The sequence below is a fragment of the Streptomyces sp. NPDC002790 genome (genome assembly GCF_040295505.1).
GTDB lineage: Bacteria > Actinomycetota > Actinomycetes > Streptomycetales > Streptomycetaceae > Streptomyces.
The window spans coordinates 1-18490 of record NZ_JBEOVM010000076.1 but is presented as its reverse complement, the minus strand read 5'-3'; the positions used below and the strand labels follow the sequence as shown (position 1 = coordinate 18490).

The window sequence follows — 18490 nt, the reverse complement described above, 5'->3', positions numbered from 1 at the left end:
CTTCATGATCCTTCGTCAGGTGGTGGAGATCACAAAGTAGTTGGCGCACCCCGTGTCGCAGATCACAGAGTTGCAGGCATAGGATGCGGGGCAAGTTGGGCTTGTGACCCGCTTCACATGTAGGCGATCTTCGACTGTTCGCGGGACGTGGGGGGCGGGGGCGCGAGCTCATGCAACCGCCAGTCAGTGCCGACTGAGAGGAGCGAGGAGCGTGAACGCGTATGCGCCGATCCTCGTACTGGGAGCCCTCGGGGCAGGCTTTGCGATCTTCTCCGTGGTCATGGCCACGCTTATCGGTCCAAAGCGGTACAACCGGGCCAAGCTTGAAGCCTATGAGTGCGGGATCGAGCCGACCCCCACGCCGGCCGGTGGCGGGCGCTTCCCCATCAAGTACTACCTGACGGCGATGCTCTTCATCGTCTTCGACATCGAGATCGTCTTTCTCTACCCCTGGGCCGTCACCTTCGACGCCCTAGGGGTGTTCGGGCTCGTAGAGATGCTGCTCTTCGTGCTCACCGTCTTCGTCGCGTACGCGTACGTATGGCGGCGCGGCGGCCTGGAATGGGACTGAGCCCCGTATAGGGGAGACCAGGAGCCACAGACCAATGGGACTCGAAGAAAAGCTGCCGAGCGGATTCCTGCTGACCACCGTCGAGCAGGCCGCGGGCTGGGTGCGCAAGTCGTCCGTATTCCCTGCCACGTTCGGGCTCGCCTGTTGCGCCATCGAAATGATGACGACGGGCGCGGGCCGCTACGACCTGGCGCGGTTCGGGATGGAAGTCTTCCGGGGATCGCCCCGCCAGGCGGACCTGATGATCGTGGCCGGGCGGGTGAGCCAGAAGATGGCGCCCGTCCTGCGCCAGGTCTATGACCAGATGCCGAACCCCAAGTGGGTCATCTCCATGGGCGTCTGCGCATCGTCCGGCGGGATGTTCAACAACTACGCGATCGTGCAGGGCGTCGACCATGTCGTCCCGGTCGACATCTATCTGCCCGGCTGCCCGCCCCGGCCCGAGATGCTGATGGACGCGATCCTCAAGCTCCATCAGAAGATCCAGACCTCCAAGCTCGGCGTGAACGCCGAGGAGGCGGCCCGCGAGGCGGAGGAAGCGGCGCTCAAGGCGCTCCCGACGATCGAGATGAAGGGGCTGCTGCGGTGAGCGACGCGCACAGCGACAAGGGATCGAACGGGGTCAACCCCGAAAAGGACCTCAGCGCTTCCAACCTTCCAGGGCAGCGCGGCGACCAGGGCGAGGAGATCCGCGTCCAGCGCGGCATGTTCGGCGCCAACAACGGCGGTGACACCTCCGGCTACGGCGGCCTCGTCCGCCCGGTCCGGCTGCCCGGTGAATCCTCCCGCCCCTACGGCGGTTGGTTCGACGAGGTGGCGGACGAGCTGGAGGGCGCCCTGGAGGAGCAGGGCCTCGTCCCCGAGAACGCCATCGACAAGACGGTCGTCGACCGCGACGAGCTCACCTTCCACATCGAGCGCGAGCACCTGGTCCGCGTCGCCCGCACCCTGCGCGACGACCCGGCCCTGCGCTTCGAACTGTGCACGGGGGTCTCGGTGGTGCACTACCCGGAGGACAAGGGCCGCGAACTGCACGCCGTCTACCACCTGCGCTCGATCACCCACAACCGGCTGATCCGCCTCGAGGTCTCCGCGCCCGACGCGGACCCGCACGTGCCGTCGCTGGTCCCGGTGTATCCGACGAACGACTGGCACGAGCGCGAGGCGTACGACTTCTTCGGTCTCGTCTTCGACGGCCACCCCGCGCTGACGCGGATCATGATGCCGGACGACTGGCAGGGCTTCCCGCAGCGCAAGGACTATCCCCTCGGCGGCATCCCCGTCGAGTACAAGGGCGCCCAGATCCCGGCTCCGGACCAGCGGAGGTCGTACAGCTGATGTCTTCCACTCCTTCTGCTCCCTCTGCCTCCGCCTCCCCACGCGAGACCACCGAAGGCACCGTCTACACGGTCACCGGAGGTGACTGGGACGAGGTCGCCCAGGCGGCGGCCAAGTCCGACGACGAGCGCATCATCGTCAACATGGGGCCCCAACACCCCTCCACGCACGGGGTGCTGCGCCTGATCCTGGAGATCGACGGCGAGACCGTCACCGAGGCCCGCTGCGGCATCGGCTACCTCCACACCGGCATCGAGAAGAACCTCGAGTACCGCACGTGGACCCAGGGCACCACGTTCGTGACGCGCATGGACTACCTGACGCCGTTCTACAACGAGACGGCGTACTGCCTCGGCGTCGAGAAGCTCCTCGGTATCGAGGGCGAGATCCCGGACCGCGCCAGCATCATCCGCGTGCTCCTCATGGAGCTGAACCGGATGTCCTCGCACCTGGTGGCCATCGCCACCGGCGGCATGGAGCTCGGCGCGACCACGATCATGATCTACGGATTCCGCGATCGTGAACTCGTTCTCGACGTCTTCGAGTTGATCACCGGCCTGCGGATGAACCACGCGTTCGTCCGGCCCGGCGGACTCGCCCAGGACCTGCCACCCGGCGCGGTGGACCAGCTCCGCGAGTTCGTGAAGAAGATGAAGAAGAACCTTCCCGAGTACGACAAGCTCGCCACCGGGAACCCCATCTTCAAGGCCCGTATGCAGGACGTCGGCTACCTCGACCTCGCGGGCTGCATGGCCCTCGGCGCCACAGGTCCTGTGCTGCGATCCGCCGGCCTGCCGCACGACCTGCGCAAGGCGCAGCCGTACTGCGGCTACGAGAACTACGAATTCGACATCCCGACCGCCGACACCTGCGACTCCTACGGGCGCTTCCTGATCCGCCTGGAGGAGATGCGCCAGTCGCTGCGCATCGTCGAACAGTGCCTGGACCGGCTGGAGCCGGGTCCGGTCATGGTCGGCGACAAGAAGATCGCCTGGCCCGCCCAACTGGCCCTCGGACCGGACGGTCTCGGCAACTCGCTCGACCACATCAAGAACATCATGGGCACCTCCATGGAGGCCCTCATCCACCACTTCAAGCTGGTGACCGAGGGCTTCCGCGTCCCACCGGGACAGACGTACACGGCCGTGGAGTCGCCCAAGGGCGAACTGGGTGTGCACGCCGTGTCCGACGGCGGCACCCGCCCGTTCAGGGTCCACTTCCGCGACCCGTCCTTCACCAACCTTCAGGCCATGGCGGCGATGTGCGAGGGCGGCCAGGTCGCCGACGTCATCGTCGCCGTCGCGTCCATCGACCCCGTGATGGGAGGCGTCGACCGGTGACCACCAGTTCTTCGGAGCAGGGCGTGAGTCTGGGCATGCCACAACTGCCCGCGCCCGCGTACCCGGACGACGTCCGAACCCGCCTGGAGGCCGACGCGAAGGAGGTCATCTCCCGCTACCCCGGCTCCCGCTCGGCGCTGCTTCCGCTGCTGCACCTCGTGCAGTCGGAGGAGGGGCACGTCACGCGGACCGGAATGCAGTTCTGCGCGGACATGCTCGGCCTGACCACCGCCGAGGTCACGGCCGTCGCGACCTTCTACACGATGTACCGCAGGAAGCCGAGCGGCGACTACCAGGTGGGCGTCTGCACCAACACGTTGTGCGCCGTCATGGGTGGCGACGCCATCTTCGAGTCGCTCCAGGAGCACCTCGGCGTCGGCAACAACGGGACGACGGACGACGGTAAAATCACGCTGGAGCACATCGAGTGCAATGCCGCTTGTGATTTTGCTCCCGTGGTGATGGTCAACTGGGAGTTCTTCGACAACCAGACGCCCGACACCGCCAAGCAGCTCGTCGACGATCTGCGCGCGGGGTCGGAGGTGTCACCCACGCGCGGGGCTCCCTTGTGCACCTTCAAGGAGACCGCGCGCATCCTGGCCGGCTTCCCCGACGAGCGTGCCGGTGCCGTCGAGGCGGGTGGCAGCGCGGGGCCCGCCTCGCTGATCGGGCTCCGCCTGGCCAAGGGCGAGACGGAGCCCGCGCGCGTGGTCCACCCGCGCGCCGAGAACGTCGAGGGCGATCCGGCCCACGACCCTTCGCCCACCGAGCACTTGAGCTCGCACGACGCGCCGCAGGACACGTCGGCCTCCGACCCGCAGCACCCAGCGGGACCGACCGCCGAGGAGGGGGAGTGATGACCTTGGCAGCCGAGATCGAGAACAACGACACCAGCCCGGAGAAGCTGCTCTCTCCGGTCCTGTCGGCCTTCTGGGACCAGGACAAGTCCTGGTCTTTGGATGTGTACCGCCGGCACGAGGGATACGAGGGGCTGCGCAAGGCCCTCGCCATGGCACCGGACGACCTGATCGCGTATGTGAAGGACGCGGGGCTCCGCGGGCGTGGTGGCGCCGGATTCCCGACGGGGATGAAGTGGCAGTTCATCCCGCAGGGAGACGGCAAGCCGCACTATCTAGTTGTCAACGCCGACGAATCGGAGCCGGGGACCTGCAAGGACATCCCGCTCCTCTACGCCAATCCGCACAGCCTCATTGAGGGCATCGTGATCGCCTGTTACGCGATCCGTTCGGAGCACGCGTTCATCTACCTTCGGGGTGAAGTGGTCCCCGTACTGCGGCGCTTGCACGAGGCCGTGCGCGAGGCCTACGCCGCGGGGTATCTCGGGCAGAACATCCTCGGGTCCGGTCTCAACCTTGAACTCACCGTGCACGCCGGCGCGGGCGCGTACATCTGTGGTGAGGAGACCGCACTCCTGGACTCGCTCGAGGGCCGCCGTGGTCAGCCGCGACTCCGTCCCCCCTTCCCTGCCGTCGCGGGCCTCTACGCGTGCCCCACTGTGGTGAACAACGTCGAGTCCATCGCGTCGGTTCCCGCAATCATCAATCGGGGGAAGGACTGGTTCAAATCGATGGGGAGCGAGAAGTCACCCGGCTTCACGCTCTACTCGCTCAGCGGCCACGTCGTGAGCCCCGGCCAGTACGAGGCCCCGCTCGGCGTCACACTGCGTCAGCTGCTCGACATGAGCGGCGGCATGCGGCCGGGCCACCGCCTCAAGTTCTGGACCCCGGGCGGCAGTTCGACCCCGATGTTCACCGAGGAGCACCTCGATGTGCCCCTGGACTACGAGGGTGTCGGCGCCGCCGGATCGATGCTCGGCACCAAGGCGCTGCAGTGCTTCGACGAGACGACCTGCGTTGTGCGCGCGGTCACAAGGTGGACCGAGTTCTACGCCCACGAGTCCTGCGGCAAGTGCACGCCGTGCCGTGAAGGCACGTACTGGCTCGTGCAGTTGCTCCGAGACATCGAGGCCGGCAAGGGCACCATGTCCGACCTCGACAAGCTGAACGACATCGCCGACAACATCAACGGCAAGTCGTTCTGCGCCCTCGGCGACGGCGCCGCCTCGCCGATCTTCTCCTCGCTCAAGTACTTCCGCGAGGAGTACGAGCAGCACATCACGGGCAAGGCCTGCCCCTTCGACCCGGCCAAGTCCACGCTCTGGGCAGGCCGGGGCGACAAGCACCGCACGGAGGTGAACGCGTGACCGTCACGACCAACGCTCCCTCCGGGGGCGGCGAGGCGGCTGTTCCGCCCGAGGACCTCGTCTCCCTCACCATCGACGGCATCGAGATCAGCGTCCCCAAGGGGACCCTGGTCATCCGGGCCGCCGAGATGCTCGGCATCGAGATCCCGCGCTTCTGCGACCACCCGCTGCTGGACCCGGCGGGCGCCTGCCGGCAGTGCATCGTGGAGGTGGAGGGCCAGCGCAAGCCGATGGCGTCCTGCACCATCACCTGCACCGACGGCATGGTGGTCAAGAGTCAGCTCTCCTCCCCGGTCGCCGAGAAGGCGCAGAAGGGGGTCATGGAGCTGCTGCTCATCAACCACCCCCTCGACTGTCCGGTCTGTGACAAGGGCGGCGAGTGCCCGTTGCAGAACCAGGCCATGTCGCACGGCCAGGCCGACTCGCGTTTCGAGGGCAAGAAGCGCACCTACGAGAAGCCGGTGCCGATCTCGAAGCAGGTGCTGCTCGACCGCGAGCGGTGCGTGCTGTGCGCCCGCTGCACCCGGTTCTCCAACCAGATCGCGGGCGACCCGATGATCGAGCTGATCGAGCGCGGCGCGCTCCAGCAGGTCGGCACGGGTGAGGGCGACCCCTTCGAGTCGTACTTCTCCGGGAACACGATCCAGATCTGCCCGGTCGGCGCGCTGACCTCGGCGGCGTACCGATTCCGCTCCCGGCCCTTCGACCTCGTGTCGTCGCCGAGTGTGTGCGAGCACTGCGCGGGCGGCTGCGCGACCCGTACCGACCACCGGCGCGGCAAGGTCATGCGCCGCCTCGCGGCCAACGACCCCGAGGTCAACGAGGAGTGGGTCTGCGACAAGGGCCGCTTCGGCTTCCGCTACGCGCAGAAGCCCGACCGGCTCACCCACCCCCTCGTACGGGACGCGGAGAGCGGTGAACTGCGGCCCGCTTCCTGGCCTGAGGCGCTGGAGACTGCCGCGCGCGGGCTCGCCGCCGCCCGCGGCCGCACCGGCGTGCTCACCGGTGGCCGGCTCACGGTCGAGGACGCGTACGCGTACAGCAAGTTCACGCGCATCGCCCTCGACACGAACGACATCGACTTCCGCGCGCGCGTGCACAGCAGCGAGGAGGCCGACTTCCTGGCGGCACGCGTCGCCGGTCGCGGTCGCGACCTGGACGGCAGCGGGGTCACGTACACGAAGCTGGAGAAGGCTCCGGCCGTACTCCTCGTCGGGTTCGAGTCGGAGGAGGAGGCGCCCGGCGTCTTCCTCAAGCTCCGCAAGGCGTGGCGGGGACACGGGCAGAAGGTCTACTCGCTCTCTACGTATGCGACGCGCGGCCTGGAGAAGGCGGGTGGCACGCTGCTGCCGGCCGCTCCCGGCACCGAGCCCGAGTGGCTGGACGCGCTGGCCTCCGGGGTCGGCCTCGAGGACGGGGGAGCGGACGCCGCGCAGGCGCTGCGCGGCGAAGGCGCCGTGATCGTCGTCGGTGAGCGGGTCGCGTCCGTGACGGGCGGGCTCACCGCCGCCGTACGGGCCGCTTCCGCGACCGGGGCCGAGCTGGTGTGGATCCCGCGGCGGGCCGGTGAGCGCGGCGCCGTCGAGGCGGGCGCGCTGCCCTCGCTGCTGCCGGGCGGCAGGCCCGCGACCGACTCGCGCGCGCGGGACCAGGTCGCCGCAGCCTGGGGCGTGGCCGAACTGCCGCACCGCTTCGGGCGGGACACCGGGCAGATCGTGGAGGCCGCGGCCACCGGCGAACTGGGGGCGCTTGTGGTGGCCGGGGTCGAGGTCGCCGACCTGCCGTCCCCGGCACGCGCGCGTGAAGCCCTTCACGAGGTGGGGTTCCTGATCTCCCTTGAGCAGCGGCCCAGCGAGGTCGCCGACCACGCCGACGTCGTCCTTCCGGTGGCCGCGGTCGCCGAGAAGGCGGGCACGTTCCTCAACTGGGAGGGCCGCGCCCGGATGTTCGAGGCGGCGCTGAAGCCCGACCAGATGACGCGGCGCGTCGCGCCCACGGACGCGCGCGTGCTGCAGATGGTGGCGGACGCCATGGACGTCCACTTGGGGCTCCCCGATCTGCGCTCGCTGCGCGGCGAGTTGGACCGCCTCGGCAACTGGGAAGGCCCGCACGCGACCGAGCCCCTGGAGACGACAGGTCAGCTGCCGAGCCCCTCCTCCGGAGAGGCCGTCCTCGCAGGACACCGGCTACTGCTGGACCAGGGCCGCCTCCAGGAGGGCGACGACGCGCTCGCCGGGACCCGGCACGCCGCCCACGCGCGCGTGTCCGCCACGACCGCCGCCGAGGCGGGCGTGAAGGACGGCGACGTACTGACGGTCACCGGGGCGCTCGGCAGCGTCGCGTTCCCGCTCCAGGTCACCGAGATGCCCGACCGCGTCGTGTGGCTGCCGCTCAACTCCGAGGGCGGCGGCGTCGCTTCGGACACCGGGGCCGTCCCCGGTGACCTGGTGAAGATCGGCCCGGCCGTCGCCGCCGGAGTCCCGGAGGTGCAGTCATGAACCCACTCGCGTTGGAAGACCTGTCGATGTTCGGCCGCGACCCCTGGTGGCTCGTCGTCGTCAAGGCGGTCTTCTGCTTCGCCTTCCTGATGGTGACGGTCCTGTTCTCCATCGTGTGGGAGCGCAAGGTCGTCGCCTGGATGCAGCTGCGCATCGGTCCGAACCGGCACGGCCCCTGGGGCATGCTCCAGTCGCTCGCCGACGGCATCAAGCTGATGCTCAAAGAAGACGTGATCGTCAAGCGGGCCGACAAGGTGGTCTACGTCCTTGCGCCGGTCATCGCTGCGATCCCCGCCTTCATGGCGATCGCCGTGATCCCGTTCGGCCCCGCGGGCAACGAGGTCTCGATCTTCGGCCACCGCACGACGATGCAGCTCACCGACCTGCCGATCGCGATGCTCTACATCCTCGCGGTCGCCTCCGTCGGCATCTACGGCATCGTCCTCGCGGGCTGGTCGTCCGGGTCGACGTATCCGCTGCTCGGCGGCTTGCGGTCCTGCGCGCAGATGATCTCGTACGAGATCGCGATGGGCGCGGCCTTCGCCTCGGTGTTCCTCTACTCGGGCTCGATGTCGACCTCGGAGATCGTCGCCCAGCAGCACGACCGCTGGTACATCGTGCTGCTGCCGGTCTCGTTCCTGATCTACATCGTGACGATGGTCGGCGAGACGAACCGCGCCCCGTTCGACATGCCGGAGTCCGAGGGCGACCTCGTCGGCGGCTTCAACACCGAGTACTCGTCCATCAAGTTCGCGATGTTCATGCTCGCCGAGTACGTGAACATGGTGACGGTCTCGGCGGTGTCCGTGACGCTCTTCCTGGGCGGCTGGCGCGCACCGTGGCCGGTCTCCACGTTCTGGGAGGGCGCGAACCACGGCTGGTGGCCGATGCTCTGGTTCGTCATCAAGGTCCAGCTGCTGCTGTTCTTCTTCATCTGGCTGCGCGGCACGCTGCCTCGTGTCCGCTACGACCAGCTGATGAAGCTCGGCTGGAAGGTCCTCATCCCGGTCTCCGTGGTGTGGCTGATGCTGGTGGCGACCGTGCGGACGCTGCGCAACGAGAACTACGACTTCGCCTCCATCGCCCTGTACGTCGGCGCCGCGATCCTTGTGATCCTGCTCCTGTCGTTCGTCGTGGACATCTTCCGCGATCGCGGGGCCAAGCAGCGGGAGGCCGCCGAAGAGCCCGCCGCCTTCGACCCGATGGCGGGCGGATTCCCCGTGCCGCCGTTGCCAGGACAGACGCCGCCACCCGTGCCGCGCAGGCGTTCCCGCCGGGAGCGGGAGCTGATTGTCAGTGGTGGCCCCGATACTCAGAGTGACGAGTCGCTCGGCGGATCTCGCGAAGGAAAGGAGGCGTCCGATGGCTGAAGAGACCGACTCCGGCCACCAGAAGGACACAGAGCCGGGGTTCCAGAACCCCGTCGCCGGCTTCGGTGTGACCTTCAAGGCCATGTTCAAGAAGCGGCTGACCGAGCAGTACCCGGAGCAACCGAAGACCACTGCTCCCCGCTTCCACGGCAGGCACCAGCTCAACCGCCATCCGGACGGCCTGGAGAAGTGCATCGGCTGCGAGTTGTGCGCCTGGGCCTGCCCGGCGGACGCGATCTACGTGGAGGGCGCGGACAACACGGAGGAGGAGCGTTACTCGCCGGGTGAGCGCTACGGCCGCGTCTACCAGATCAACTACGCGCGCTGCATTCTGTGCGGACTGTGCATCGAGGCGTGCCCCACGCGCGCGCTGACGATGACGAACGAGTTCGAGCTGGCCGACAGCAGCCGCGCCAACCTCATCTACACCAAGGAGCAGCTGCTCGCCGGGCTCGACGAGGGCATGGTCGAAAGCCCGCACTCGATCTTCCCCGGCACGGACGAGCAGGACTACTACCGGGGTCTCGTCACCGAGGCGGCGCCCGGCACGGAGCGCCAAGTGGCCGTCTCCAAGGGCGAGAAGCCCTCCGAGGACGCCGAGGAGGTGGACGTATGAGCGCGCGGCTCGCCGAGGCGGCCACGCTCGCCGCGGGCACCTCCACCGGTGAGGCCTTCCAGTTCTGGATTCTCGGCACGGTCGCCGTCATCGGCGCCCTGTGCACGATCCTGATGAAGAAGGCCGTGCACAGCGCCCTGTGCCTGGCCGGCACCATGATCATCCTGGCGATCTTCTACCTGGCCAACGGGGCGTACTTCCTGGGCATCGTGCAGATCGTCGTCTACACGGGCGCGATCATGATGCTGTTCCTCTTCGTGGTGATGCTCGTCGGCGTCACCGCGGCGGACTCCCTGACGGAGACCATCAAGGGGCAGCGCTGGCTCGCCGCCCTGTGCGGGCTCGGCTTCGGTGTGCTGCTCATCGCGGGGATCGGACAGGCCTCGCTGACGCGGTTCAACGGACTGGGCAAGGCGAACGCCGGGGGGAACGTGGAGGGCCTGGCGTCCCTCATCTTCACCAAGTACGTCTTCGCCTTCGAGATCACCGGCGCCCTGCTGATCACGGCCACGGTCGGCGCGATGGTGCTCACGCACCGCGAGCGCACCGAACGGGCCAAGACACAGCGCGAGATGGCCGAGGAGCGGGTGCGCGAGGGCAAGCACCTCCCGCCGCTGCCCGCCCCGGGCGTCTACGCCCGGCACAACGCGGTGGACGTCGCGGGACTGCTGCCCGACGGCACCCCCTCGGAGCTCACGGTCATGCAGACGCTGCGCGAGCGCGGTCAGATCCGGGATGTCTCCGGTGAGGCGATGAGTGATCTGAAGGCTCTGGAGCAGCGGTCGTCCGACCGCCTGGAGCGCTCGGACCGCGACCGGGCCGAGGAGGCGTCGAAGTGAATCCGGTCAACTACCTGTATCTCGCCGCCCTGTTGTTCACGATCGGCGCCACCGGCGTGCTCATCAGGCGGAACGCGATCGTCGTGTTCATGTGCATCGAGCTGATGCTGAACGCGTGCAACCTCGCGTTCGTCGCGTTCTCCCGGATGCACGGCAATCTCGACGGGCAGATCATCGCGTTCTTCACGATGGTCGTCGCCGCCGCGGAGGTCGTGGTCGGGCTCGCGATCATCGTGTCGCTGTTCCGTTCCCGCCACTCGGCCTCGGTCGACGACGCCAGCCTGATGAAGCTGTAAGGGGTCGCTGAACCGATGAACTCAGAGAACCTGATCGCGCTGCTCGTCGCAGCGCCACTGCTCGGAGCGGCCGTACTGCTGTGCGGTGGGCGGGCGTTGGACCGGGTGGGTCATCTGCTCGGCACGCTGCTCGCGGCCGTCTCCTTCGTGGTCGCCGTCGTGCTCTTCACCGACATGCTCGGCAGGGGCCCCGAGGACCGCACGCTCAGCCAGCACCTGTTCAGCTGGATCCCCGTCGAGGGTTTCCAGGCGGACGTCGCCTTCCAGCTGGACCAGCTGTCGATGACGTTCGTCCTGCTGATCTCCGGTGTGGGCACGCTGATCCACCTGTACTCGATCGGCTACATGGAGCACGACGAGCGGCGCCGCCGCTTCTTCGGCTACCTGAACCTGTTCGTCGCGGCGATGCTCCTCCTGGTCGTCGCCGACAACTACCTGCTCCTGTACGTCGGCTGGGAGGGTGTGGGCCTCGCCTCGTACCTGCTCATCGGCTTCTGGCAGCACAAGCCGAGCGCGGCCACGGCCGCGAAGAAGGCGTTCCTGGTCAACCGCGTCGGCGACATGGGTCTGTCGATCGCGATCATGCTGATGTTCACGACGTTCGGGACGTTCGCCTTCAAGCCCGTCCTCGACAGCGTCGGTGACACCGGTGAAGGCAAGCTGACGGCGATCGGCCTGATGCTGTTGCTCGCCGCGTGCGGCAAGTCGGCGCAGGTCCCGCTGCAGTCCTGGCTCGGGGACGCGATGGAGGGCCCAACCCCGGTCTCGGCCCTCATCCACGCCGCGACCATGGTGACCGCGGGGGTCTACCTGATCGTCCGCTCCGGCGCGATCTTCAACGCGGCGCCCGACGCGCAGTTGGTGGTCACCATCGTCGGCGCGGTCACGCTGCTGTTCGGTGCGATCGTCGGTTGCGCCAAGGACGACATCAAGAAGGCGCTGGCCGGCTCGACGATGTCGCAGATCGGCTACATGATCCTCGCCGCGGGCCTCGGCCCCATCGGCTATGTGTTCGCGATCATGCACCTGGTGACGCACGGCTTCTTCAAGGCGGGGCTGTTCCTCGGCGCCGGTTCGGTCATGCACGGCATGAACGACGAGGTCGACATGAGGAAGTTCGGCGGCCTGCGGAAGTACATGCCGGTCACCTTCGTGACGTTCGGGCTCGGGTATCTGGCGATCATCGGTTTCCCGGGTCTGTCCGGCTTCTTCTCCAAGGACAAGATCATCGAGGCGGCGTTCGCCAAGGGCGGTACGGAAGGCTGGATCCTCGGGGGCGTCGCCCTCCTGGGCGCGGCCATCACCGCCTTCTACATGACGCGCGTGATGATCATGACGTTCTTCGGCGAGAAGCGCTGGCAGCCGGACGCTGACGGCCATGAGCCGCACCCGCACGAGTCCCCGTCCTCCATGACGATCCCGATGATCGTGCTCGCGGTCGGCTCGGTCTTCGCCGGTGGCTTCTTCTCCATCGGGGACCGTTTCCTGCACTGGCTGGAGCCCGTCACCGGGCACGACCACGGGCACGCGCCCATCAGCGCGGGCGTGGTCACCGGAGCCACCATGGTGTGCCTGGTGATCGGCGTGGGTCTCGCCTGGGTCCAGTACGGGCGCCGCGAGGTTCCCGTCGTCGCCCCGCGCGGCTCGCTGCTCACCCGCGCCGCACGGCGTGACCTGCTCCAGGACGACTTCAACCATGTCGTCCTGGTGCGCGGTGGCGAGCACCTGACGCGCTCCCTCGTATACGTCGACCACACCCTGGTCGACGGGGTGGTCAACGGGACGGCGGCCTCGGTCGGCGGCCTCTCCGGTCGGCTGCGCAAACTCCAGAACGGCTACGTGCGCTCGTACGCCGTCTCGATGTTCGGCGGCGCGGCGCTCATCGCCGCGGTGACCCTGCTGATGAGGGCGGTCTGATACCCGATGTCCTTTCCTCTTCTGACAGCGACGGCGGTACTGCCGGCCGTGGGCGCGATCGCCACGGCCGCGGTTCCGGCGAAGCAGCGCACCGCGGCCAAGTGGCTCGCGCTGTTGTTCTCAGCTGCCACTCTGGTCCTCGCGGCGGTGGTCGCCGTCCGCTTCGACCCGGGCGGCGGACGCTTCCAACTCACCGAATCCCACGCGTGGATCGCCGACTTCGGGGTCCGCTACGAGCTGGGTGTGGACGGCATCGGGGTGGCGCTCATCGCGCTGACCGCGCTGTTGATCCCGTTCGTGATCCTCGCGGGCTGGCACGACGCCGACCCGCAGGAGACCGGGAACACACGGTGGCGGCCGACGCAGGGCTTCTTCGCCCTGATCCTCCTCGTCGAGGCGATGGTGATCATCTCCTTCGCGGCCACCGACGTCTTCGTGTTCTACATCTTCTTCGAAGCCATGCTCATCCCGATGTACTTCCTCATCGGCGGCTTCGGGGACCGGGCGGGCCCGCACGGCGAGAAGGAGGCCGCGACCCAACGCTCGTACGCGGCCGTCAAGTTCCTCCTCTACAACCTGGTCGGCGGCCTCATCATGCTGGCGGCCGTCATCGGCCTCTACGTAGTGGCCGGGACCTTCTCGCTCTCGGAGATCGCGGAAGCCCGCGCGAGCGGCTCGCTCGACATGGCGACCAACACCGAGCGCCTGCTCTTCCTGGGCTTCTTCTTCGCCTTCGCGGTGAAGGCCCCGCTGTGGCCGCTGCACACCTGGCTGCCGAACGCGATGGGGGAGGCCACCACCCCGGTCGCCGTACTGATCACGGCAGTTGTCGACAAGGTCGGCACGTTCGCGATGCTCCGCTTCTGCCTCCAGCTGTTCCCGGAGGCGAGCAAGTGGGCGACGCCCGCGATCCTGGTGCTCGCCTTGATCAGCATCGTCTACGGCGCGCTGGTCGCGGTCGGCCAGCGCGACATCAAGCGCCTGATCGCCTACGCGTCGATCTCGCACTTCGGCTTCATCATCATGGGCATCTTCGCGATGACCAGCCAGGGCCAGTCCGGCGCGACGCTCTACATGGTCAACCACGGGATCTCGACGGCGGCGCTGATGCTGGTCGCCGGCTTCCTGATCTCGCGGCGCGGCTCGCGGCTCATCACGGACTACGGAGGCGTGCAGAAGGTCGCCCCGGTGCTCGCCGGTACGTTCCTGATCGGTTCCCTCGCCACCCTCTCGCTACCGGGTCTCGCGCCCTTCGTGAGCGAATTCCTGGTCCTGGTCGGCACGTTCACGCGCTACCCGGTGATCGGCATCATCGCCACCTTCGGCATCGTGCTCGCCGCGCTCTACACGCTGGTCCTCTACCAGCGCACCATGACGGGCCCGGTGAAGCCGTCGACCCAGGGCATCGCGGACCTGCGGGTGCGTGAGCTCGCGGTCGTGGTCCCGCTGATCGGCGTACTGATCTTCCTCGGCGTCTACCCGAAGCCGCTCACCGAGCTGGTGAACCCGGCGGTCAAGCACACCCTGTCCGACGTCCACAAGAAGGACCCGAAGCCGGAAGTGGAGGCGGCTCACAAATGAGTGCACTGGTGAGTGCTTCTTCTGTCCACAGCCTGTGGACAACGGTGGCCGCGGGGCCCGTTCAAGAGGGGATCTCCAAGATCGACGCCCCGAAGATCGAGTACGCGCAATTGTCGCCGACCTTGATCGTCATCGGTGCCGCCGTCCTGGGGATCCTGGTCGAGGCCTTCGTGCCGCGCCGCTCCCGCTATTACGTGCAGGTGTTCCTCGCCGTCGTCGCGCTCGCGGCCGCCTTCGCGGCGGTCGTGGGGCTCGCGGCCGGCGGATACGGGACGACGAAGGCACACATCGCGGCCATGGGCGCGATCGCCGTGGACGGCCCGGCGCTGTTCCTCCAAGGGGTCATCCTGCTGTCCGGGATCGTCGCGATCTTCACGTTCGCCGAGCGGCGGCTCGACCCGGAGGCACACGGCAACCGCGTCGACTCGTTCGCCGCGCAGGCCGCCTCCGTGCCCGGCAGTGACAGCGAAAAGGCGGCCATAAAGGCCGGGTTCACCACCACCGAGGTGTTCCCTCTGGCGCTCTTCGCGATCGGCGGCATGCTGGTCTTCCCCGCGGCGAACGACCTGCTGACGCTGTTCATCGCCCTGGAAGTCTTCTCGCTCCCGCTGTACCTGCTGTGCGCCGTGGCCCGCCGCAAGCGGCTCATGTCGCAGGAGGCCGCGGTCAAGTACTTCCTGCTCGGCGCCTTCGCGTCCGCCTTCACCCTGTTCGGCATCGCGCTCCTGTACGGCTACGCGGGCTCCGTCTCGTACGCCACGATCGCGAGCGTCGTCGACGGCTCGATCCAGAACGTGGACCCGGCCCTCGCCGACACCATGGGCAACGACGCGCTGCTGCTCATCGGCATGGCGCTGGTCGGCATGGGCCTGCTGTTCAAGGTCGGCGCCGTGCCGTTCCACATGTGGACGCCGGACGTGTACCAGGGCGCGCCGACGCCGGTGACCGGGTTCATGGCGGCGGCCACGAAGGTCGCGGCCTTCGGCGCGCTGCTGCGTCTGCTCTACGTCGTCCTGCCGGGGATGCGCTGGGACTGGCGTCCTGTCATGTGGGCCATCGCCATCGTCACGATGCTGGGCGGCGCGATCGTCGCGATCACGCAGACCGACATCAAGCGACTCCTCGCGTACTCCTCGATCGCGCACGCCGGCTTCATCCTGGCCGGTGTCATCGCGACGACGCCCGAAGGTGTCTCGTCCGTCCTCTTCTACCTGGGCGCGTACTCCTTCGTGACCATCGGTGCCTTCGCCGTGGTGACACTGGTGCGCGACGCGGGGGGCGAGGCGACGCACCTGTCGAAGTGGGCGGGGCTCGGGCGCAGATCGCCGCTGGTGGCTGCGGTCTTCGCGGTGTTCCTGCTGGCCTTCGCCGGTATCCCGCTCACCTCCGGGTTCGCGGGCAAGTTCGCCGTGTTCAAGGCGGCGGCCGAGGGTGGCGCGGGTGCGCTCGTCGTGGTCGGTGTCGTGTCCTCGGCGATCGCCGCGTTCTTCTACATCCGCGTGATCGTCCTCATGTTCTTCAGCGAGCCGAAGGCGGACGGGCCGACCGTGGCCGTGCCGTCGCCGCTGACCATGACGACGATCGGGGTGGGCGTCGCGGTCACCATCGTGCTGGGGCTCGCGCCGCAGTACTTCCTGGACCTGGCGGGCCAGGCCGGGGTGTTCGTGCGGTAGCGGTACCGCCGCCGTCGCGCGTGGTCGAGGCCCGGTCCCTGGGAGGGGGCCGGGCCTCCATATGTCCCGGGAATGCCCCCAGCCTGTGGATAACTTTCCGGGGTGTCGGTCCGGACCCCTATCGTTACTGGAGAAGTCGAGACGAGCTGGACGCACGGGGACAGGGCGATGGACGGGACACAGGGTATGAGCGAGGTGACCGGGAGCGAGGCGCTAGCCACGCTCCACCGGGTCTTCGGGTACGACGCCTTCCGCGGTGAGCAGGAAGCGATCATCGATCACGTGGTGGGCGGTGGGGACGCCGTCGTGCTCATGCCGACTGGTGGCGGCAAGTCGCTGTGCTACCAGATCCCGGCGCTGGTGAGGGCCGGCACGGGAATCGTCGTCTCGCCCCTGATCGCGCTGATGCAGGACCAGGTGGACGCGCTGCGGGCGCTCGGGGTGCGCGCCGGGTTCATGAACTCGACGCAGGACTTCGAGGAGCGCCGCCTGGTGGAGGCGGAGTTCCTCGCGGGCGAGCTCGACCTGCTCTATCTGGCGCCGGAGCGGTTGCGTCTCGACTCCACGCTCAGGCTGCTGTCGCGCGGCAAGATCTCCCTCTTCGCGATCGACGAGGCGCACTGTGTCGCCCAGTGGGGCCACGACTTCCGTCCCGACTATCTGTCCCTGTCGGTGCTCGGCCGGAACTGGCCGGACGTGCCGCGCCTCGCCCTGACCGCGACGGCGACGCATGCCACGCACGAGGAGATCACCCAGCGTCTGGGCATGCCGGACGCCAAGCACTTCGTGGCGAGCTTCGACCGGCCCAACATCCAGTACCGGATCATCGGCAAGGCGGACCCGAAGAAGCAGCTGCTCGGCTTCCTCCAGCAGGAGCACGAGGGCGACGCGGGCATCGTGTACTGCCTGTCCCGCAAGTCCGTGGAGGCGACGGCCGAGTTCCTCAGTCGCAACGGGATCGAGGCGGTGCCGTACCACGCGGGCCTGGACGCGGGCACGCGTGCGAGGCACCAGTCGCGGTTTCTGCGCGAGGAGGGCCTCATCGTCTGCGCGACCATCGCGTTCGGCATGGGCATCGACAAGCCGGACGTCCGGTTCGTCGCGCACCTCGACCTGCCGAAGTCCGTCGAGGGCTATTACCAGGAGACCGGCCGCGCCGGGCGTGACGGACTGCCGTCGACGGCGTGGATGGCGTACGGGCTGCAGGACGTGGTCCAGCAGCGGAAGCTGATCAACATGGGCGAGGGGGACGAGGCGTTCCGGCGCCGCGCCTCCGCCCACCTCGACTCGATGCTGGCGCTGTGTGAGACGGCACAGTGCCGCCGGTCCCAGCTGCTCACGTACTTCGGGCAGGAGGGCGCCGAGGCCTGCGGCAACTGCGACACCTGCCTGTCGCCGCCCGAGACGTGGGACGGCACGGTCGCCGCGCAGAAGATCCTTTCGACTGTGGTGCGCCTCGAGAGAGAGCGGCGGCAGAAGTTCGGCGCGGGCCAGATCATCGACATCCTGCTCGGCAAGCGCAGCGCCAAGGTCATCCAGTTCGACCACGATCAGCTGTCCGTCTTCGGGATCGGCGAGGAGCTGGCGGAGGCCGAATGGCGGGGCGTCGTACGGCAGTTGCTGGCGCAGGGGCTCATCGCGGTCGAGGGCGAATACGGGACGCTGGTGCTCACCGAGGAGAGCGGCACCGTGCTGGGGCGGCAGCGGGAGGTGCGGCTGCGCAAGGAGCCGAAGCCGGCGCCGCGTGCGGCGGCGGCCCGTGAGCGCAAGGCCAAGGCGCCCGCGGTCGAGCTGCCGGCGGAGGTGGCGCCGGTCTTCGAGGCGTTGCGGGCCTGGCGGGGGGCGCAGGCGAAGGAGCACGGGGTGCCGGCGTACGTCATCTTCCAGAATGCGACGCTCAGTGAGATCGCGCTGCAACAGCCCACGTCGCTGGCCCAGTTGGGGACGATCGGTGGGGTCGGGGAGAAGAAGTTGGCGACGTGGGGCGAGGGTGTGCTGGGGGTTTTGGCGGGGTTGCGGGGGTCCGCCGGGGCGGTGCGGGATGACGGGCCGTGGCCTGATGAGCCGCCGCATGACGACCAGTACGAGCCCGTCCCGGAGGATGTCGACTGGTGATGCGGCGCCGTCCCCCGGACACGGGGCTCTGCCCCGGACCCCGCTGCTCAATCGCCGCAGGGGCTTGAAAGATCGCCTCAATCGCCGGCGGGGCTTGATAGATCAAGCCCCG

15 protein-coding genes are annotated in these 18490 nt (G+C 68.3%); all 15 read left to right on the top strand.

Annotated features, from left to right (window positions below):
• The first annotated feature begins 211 nt into the window (after positions 1-211).
• The 15 genes from ABT004_RS26470 to recQ all read left to right on the top strand — a co-directional run bounded on the left by ABT004_RS26470 (position 212) and on the right by recQ (position 18378).
• The gene (locus ABT004_RS26470) at positions 212-571 is read left to right on the top strand and encodes an NADH-quinone oxidoreductase subunit A (RefSeq protein WP_007383963.1); all 360 of its coding nucleotides are present in this window, start codon (positions 212-214) and stop codon (positions 569-571) included.
• A gap of 34 nt (positions 572-605) precedes the next feature.
• Positions 606-1160 carry a NuoB/complex I 20 kDa subunit family protein gene (locus ABT004_RS26465; RefSeq protein ID WP_016640165.1) on the top strand — a complete coding sequence of 185 codons (555 nt, stop codon included), beginning with the start codon at positions 606-608 and terminating at the stop codon, positions 1158-1160.
• A complete protein-coding gene (locus tag ABT004_RS26460; RefSeq protein WP_351341625.1) occupies positions 1157-1909 on the top strand; it encodes an NADH-quinone oxidoreductase subunit C in 753 nt (250 codons plus the stop codon). Before ABT004_RS26465 ends, ABT004_RS26460 begins: the two co-directional genes overlap by 4 nt.
• The gene (locus tag ABT004_RS26455; RefSeq protein ID WP_351341622.1) at positions 1909-3249 is read left to right on the top strand and encodes an NADH-quinone oxidoreductase subunit D; all 1341 of its coding nucleotides are present in this window, start codon (positions 1909-1911) and stop codon (positions 3247-3249) included. The genes ABT004_RS26460 and ABT004_RS26455 overlap by 1 nt, the downstream gene beginning before the upstream one ends.
• Positions 3246-4106, top strand: a complete 861-nt coding sequence (gene nuoE, locus ABT004_RS26450) for an NADH-quinone oxidoreductase subunit NuoE (protein WP_351341619.1) — start codon at positions 3246-3248, stop codon at positions 4104-4106. The genes ABT004_RS26455 and nuoE overlap by 4 nt, the downstream gene beginning before the upstream one ends.
• On the top strand, positions 4106-5473 hold the full coding sequence (gene nuoF / locus ABT004_RS26445) for an NADH-quinone oxidoreductase subunit NuoF (protein ID WP_351341616.1): 1368 nt from the start codon (positions 4106-4108) through the stop codon (positions 5471-5473). The genes nuoE and nuoF overlap by 1 nt, the downstream gene beginning before the upstream one ends.
• Entirely contained in the window at positions 5470-7971 is a 2502-nt protein-coding gene (locus ABT004_RS26440; protein ID WP_351341613.1) for an NADH-quinone oxidoreductase subunit G, read from the top strand. The genes nuoF and ABT004_RS26440 overlap by 4 nt, the downstream gene beginning before the upstream one ends.
• Complete coding sequence (gene nuoH / locus ABT004_RS26435) at positions 7968-9341, top strand: NADH-quinone oxidoreductase subunit NuoH (protein ID WP_351341610.1); 1374 nt, start codon at positions 7968-7970, stop codon at positions 9339-9341. Before ABT004_RS26440 ends, nuoH begins: the two co-directional genes overlap by 4 nt.
• Positions 9334-9957: an NADH-quinone oxidoreductase subunit NuoI gene (gene nuoI, locus ABT004_RS26430; RefSeq protein WP_351341608.1), complete on the top strand. Its 624-nt coding sequence runs from the start codon at positions 9334-9336 to the stop codon at positions 9955-9957. The genes nuoH and nuoI overlap by 8 nt, the downstream gene beginning before the upstream one ends.
• On the top strand, positions 9954-10796 hold the full coding sequence (locus ABT004_RS26425; protein WP_351341606.1) for an NADH-quinone oxidoreductase subunit J: 843 nt from the start codon (positions 9954-9956) through the stop codon (positions 10794-10796). Before nuoI ends, ABT004_RS26425 begins: the two co-directional genes overlap by 4 nt.
• Positions 10793-11092, top strand: coding sequence for an NADH-quinone oxidoreductase subunit NuoK (gene nuoK / locus ABT004_RS26420; protein WP_003974374.1), 300 nt, complete (start codon positions 10793-10795; stop codon positions 11090-11092). Before ABT004_RS26425 ends, nuoK begins: the two co-directional genes overlap by 4 nt.
• A 15-nt stretch (positions 11093-11107) precedes the next feature.
• Entirely contained in the window at positions 11108-13009 is a 1902-nt protein-coding gene (gene nuoL, locus ABT004_RS26415; protein WP_351341605.1) for an NADH-quinone oxidoreductase subunit L, read from the top strand.
• Between the two features lie 6 nt (positions 13010-13015).
• Positions 13016-14590, top strand: coding sequence for an NADH-quinone oxidoreductase subunit M (locus ABT004_RS26410; protein WP_351341602.1), 1575 nt, complete (start codon positions 13016-13018; stop codon positions 14588-14590).
• An 8-nt stretch (positions 14591-14598) separates the two neighbouring features.
• Positions 14599-16263, top strand: coding sequence for an NADH-quinone oxidoreductase subunit NuoN (nuoN, locus tag ABT004_RS26405; protein WP_351341599.1), 1665 nt, complete (start codon positions 14599-14601; stop codon positions 16261-16263).
• 186 nt (positions 16264-16449) lie between these two features.
• Positions 16450-18378 (top strand): DNA helicase RecQ, encoded by a 1929-nt coding sequence (recQ, locus tag ABT004_RS26400; protein ID WP_451192253.1) that lies wholly within the window; start codon positions 16450-16452, stop codon positions 18376-18378.
• Positions 18379-18490: the final 112 nt, after the last annotated feature.